3 protein-coding genes are annotated in these 4,239 nt (G+C 27.0%); all 3 read left to right on the top strand.

Annotated features, from left to right (window positions below; genetic code table 11):
• Positions 1–1,011: 1,011 nt before the first annotated feature.
• The 3 genes from VFS71_RS13775 (at position 1,012) to VFS71_RS13765 (ending at position 3,728) form a co-directional block, all read left to right on the top strand.
• Positions 1,012–1,956, top strand: coding sequence for an ROK family protein (locus VFS71_RS13775; RefSeq protein ID WP_326401922.1), 945 nt, complete (start codon positions 1,012–1,014; stop codon positions 1,954–1,956).
• Positions 1,957–1,993: 37 nt separating this feature from the next.
• Complete coding sequence (locus VFS71_RS13770; RefSeq protein ID WP_326401919.1) at positions 1,994–2,509, top strand: phosphoheptose isomerase; 516 nt, start codon at positions 1,994–1,996, stop codon at positions 2,507–2,509.
• 181 nt (positions 2,510–2,690) lie between these two features.
• Positions 2,691–3,728, top strand: a complete 1,038-nt coding sequence (locus VFS71_RS13765) for a LacI family DNA-binding transcriptional regulator (protein WP_326401917.1) — start codon at positions 2,691–2,693, stop codon at positions 3,726–3,728.
• The last annotated feature ends 511 nt before the right edge of the window (positions 3,729–4,239 follow it).

Here is a 4,239-nt window from a genome sequence, read left to right as displayed (position 1 = left end):
TATCAGTTTAAAATTAATTCACATCAATGATTTTTGCTTATAGAAACTATTATTATTTTGAGAAGGAGTATTTATTTTAATGTAAAATAAGGTCTAATATAAGTTGATAAAGTCATTTCTATCTGTTGCTATTAAGAAGCAAAATGATGGAATCTTTTAAGGCTTATGGTTTTATGATTTGCATTATTGAAAAAAAAATAAAAAATATTTTTTTTACTAAAACGTTTTAGTATATTTGCCATGATAATATTTGTTTTGAATGTTTTTTTTAGAATTGATTGTTGATTATTGTTTAATTAATTTGTTAAAATTTAGAGATAATAATTTTAGATTATAAAAGAAAAGCGTTTAATTATCTTAAGATTTTGATGTTAATTAAAAATCAAGAGAGACAGTATTTTATCAATTTATAATTATAATAATGAAAATCAAGATATCCTTCTATCTCTTTTTAGTGCTATTTTTTTAAATTAATATTTCCTATGGTCAAGATTGACCTAACTTAAATAGATACAAAGAGGAAAACTCTAAAGTTTCAGTTTTAGTTCCAAAGATTACTATCTTATGGTTTTGTGGGAATTTCAATAACAGAGAGTTGGTTGAACAAATGCCCCACTTTTTAATGCGAAAAAAATATATTAATAAGGGAGAAAAGTAGTAAGATGGGGTGCATTCAAATAAGATTGGAAATATGATTATGGAGCCTATTTGAGAAGTAGCTATTAAAAAGTTGTTAGATAATAATTTGACATGATAAATAGTTGTGACTTTTTTTAAGTACTTCTAAAAATGTTTTTGAAAATTTATGAGACTGTCAGTGGTCAGACAATAAATTTATGAGAATAATATTGGTTTTTGACAATTTAGTATCAGATGTTAAAAGTCTTTCTTTTTAGGTTTGAATATTATTTAAAATCTAGAAAAATTGTCAATTTTTTTAATAGGTAATTTGAATGATAGCATTGGAAATAATTAATTTATAAATAAAAAATAATTAAAATAAATAAGGAAATGTCAATAACAATAGGTGTAGATATCGGAGGGAGTCATATAAGTAGTGCAGCTGTAGATAGTGATAGTTTTATAATAATTCCAGAAACGTATTTTAGTGGAGTAGTTGATAGTAAAGCTTCTAAAGATGTGATTATTGAAAAATGGGCGGAAATAATTAATCAAACAATTCATGCAATTCAAAAAGCTTTTGGACTTTCTGAAAGTGATAGTATTGGAATCGCTTTCTCTATGCCTGGTCCATTTCAATATGAAACTGGAATAGCAATGTTTGAAGGAAATGATAAGTATGAATCATTATATAACGTTTCGGTTTCAGAAGAACTTTTAAAATATTTAAGTGCAAAAAATGTAAGTTTTAGATTCTTGAATGACGCTAGTTGTTTTGGAGTAGGGGGATCACTTAAACAAGAATCTGAACTTGGTGACAAAAGAGTTATTGCAATTACTTTAGGAACTGGTTTTGGCGCTGCTTTTTTAGATAATAAATTGCCAATAACACAAGGAAGTAATGTTCCTCATAATGGATGTTTATGGGATAAACCTTTTAAAGACAGTATTGCAGATAATTACTTCTCAACTAGATGGTTTTTGAGCCAATATGAAAATATTACAGGTGAGATCCTTACTGATGGAGTGAAAGAAATAGCCAGTATTGAAAATTATTCTACAGCAAAAATATTTGATGATTTTGCAAATAATTTGACTGAGTTTTTGGTGCCATTTATATTAGATTTCGATGCCAATTTACTTATTTTAGGAGGTAATATTGCCAAGTCTAATCGATTGTTTTTATCCAAGATACAGCAAAATCTTAAAAGTAAAAATGTCGATTTATCAATTTCTATTATTGAAAATACAGAGCAAATGAGTATTCTAGGTTCAAGTTATTTATACAATGAAGTGTTTTGGGATCGAATTAAAGCAGAGCTTCCTTATTTTTAATTGAAGGGATTATAAAAGTATTTTTAAAAGTATAATGATGAATATAGAGATTTTAAGCGGAGATAATAAAGCAATTGTGTTTGAAAAAATTAGAAAGGAAATTGAAAAGCATAATTTTAATATAATAAATGAAGATCAAACTAGACCTTGGGGAGGTTTTTTTGTAATTGATGAAAACCAAACAAGTGATTTTGTTGCTACTTTTTTTTCACATTTGAAACTTGATGATATACAAATTACAAATAAATTAAGTCCTAAGATATTGGTTGTAAGTCCTGATAGTAGACTTTCATGGCAATATCATTTTAGAAGATCAGAAATTTGGAAAGTTGTTGAAGGCCCTGTCGGAGTTAAAATTAGCAATACAGATATAGAGGGAGAATTGAAAACACTTAATGATGGTGATTTTATTAAGATGGATAAAGGAGAGCGTCACCGTTTAATTGGCTTAGAGTCTTGGGGAGTAATTGCAGAAATTTGGCAACATACAGATCAGGACAATCCTTCAGATGAAGATGATATCGTTCGACTTCAAGATGATTTCGGACGTTAAAACAAATTAAATTTTTGAAGGAAACGATGAACAATATTTTTTGCCAAAACATTGAAGTGTAAAAAAAATATCTTTATAATTTGATTTTTAACTGTTGAATATAAAAATCATACTAAAGTTTGGTTTGTACTGTATTATATTTGAGCAAAATTTGTGGTTTTAAATTAAAAATAATTTTCAAATGAAGAAAAAACCTGTTTCTATTAGAGATATTGCGGAGGAACTAAAGACATCTGTAACTACTGTATCTTTTGTTTTAAATGGTAAAGCGAAAGAAAAACATATTTCGAAAGAACTGACAAAAAAGGTTTTAGATTATGCTAAATTAATAAATTACAGACCTAATCAAATTGCACAGAGTCTTCGAACTGGGAAATCAAAAATTTTGGTTTTTATGGTTGAAGATATTTCAAATAATTTCTTTTCTAAATTAGCTAGAATTTTTGAAGATATCGCCTACGATAAAGGATACAAAGTTATTTTTTGCAGCAATGATAATGATGATGAAAAATCTAATGAACTAATCAATTTATTTAATTTCCGTCAGGTTGACGGCTTTATTATAGTACCGTCTCCAGGTATAAAAGACACTGTTGAAAATTTAATAAATGATAATATACCAGTGATTTTACTGGACAGGTTTTTTGAAGGATTAGATTGTAATAGTGTAGTTATTGATAATGAGCAGGCTTCTTTTGATGCAACACTGCATTTGATAGATAATAAGTTTAAAAATATTGGTTTTATCACAACAGCCTCAGATCAAACGCAGATGCAGGGACGTTTGTCTGGTTACGAAAAAGCTGTTAATGAAAATGGTTTGAAATCCAATACACTTCAAATTCCTTACAATGAAATCTATAAGGGTAAGGGCAAAGAATATGTCAAGAATTTCTTAGACCAGCATGCTGATTTGGACGCTGTTTTTTTTGCTACCAATTATCTAGCACAAAGTGGGCTGGAAGTTTTTAAAGAGAATAATCCTAGATTAATTTATGATTTGGGAATTATAGCCTTTGATGATAATGATATGTTCAAAATTTACGATCCTACTATTACTTCTGTTTCTCAGCCTTTAGTTGAAATAAGTACTACACTGATGGAAATAATGTTGTCTCTTTTGAAGAAAAAAGATGTGACTGAAATACCTCATAAAATTATGCTGAAAACGGAGTTGATTATTCGTGAATCTTCATTGCGAAAACAGCTTTATATCTAAAAAGGATTTTATTATTAACATAAAATACTTTTTCTTCAAACAGATCTGAGTGTCAATATTTTCAATTGATTCTCAGATTTTTTTTATAGGCATTTTTGGTTTATTATCTAATTTATTTTTCTTACAAATTTTTATTTATACTATTTTTATTTTCTTCTTTTTTGTTGCCCAATTATAACGTTTTCGTAAATATTTATTGAGAAATATTTAAAATTAATCCCCAAATTAACATGTGTGTTGAAAAATTAACATAAAAATTGTATTTAGTAAAAAAAATTTTTTTTTACTAAAACGTTTTAGTATGTTTGCTTTGAATTATTAATAATTTGACTTTTAATGATTAGGACTTACTATAATTATTTTGCAAGCATTTTAATCATTGATCTGCATAATCCTAAAAGTGGAGCTAAAGAACGAGGCTTTTTTTTGAAAAAAAACTAAATCGATTTAGTAAATATATTTTAAGCTAGCCTAAAGTTCATATTTCATAATTAAAACAAAACATCAAATG

This window comes from Flavobacterium sp., assembly GCF_035760125.1.
Lineage (GTDB): Bacteria > Bacteroidota > Bacteroidia > Flavobacteriales > Flavobacteriaceae > Flavobacterium.
Note: the sequence above shows the minus strand (reverse complement) of the source record. Positions and strands in the feature narration are given on the sequence as shown.

Coding starts and splice junctions, on each gene's coding strand:
- VFS71_RS13765 (WP_326401917.1), top strand. CDS start 2,691: ATGAAGAAAAAACCTGTTTCTATTAGAGATATTGCGGAGGAACTAAAG.
- VFS71_RS13770 (WP_326401919.1), top strand. CDS start 1,994: ATGAATATAGAGATTTTAAGCGGAGATAATAAAGCAATTGTGTTTGAA.
- VFS71_RS13775 (WP_326401922.1), top strand. CDS start 1,012: ATGTCAATAACAATAGGTGTAGATATCGGAGGGAGTCATATAAGTAGT.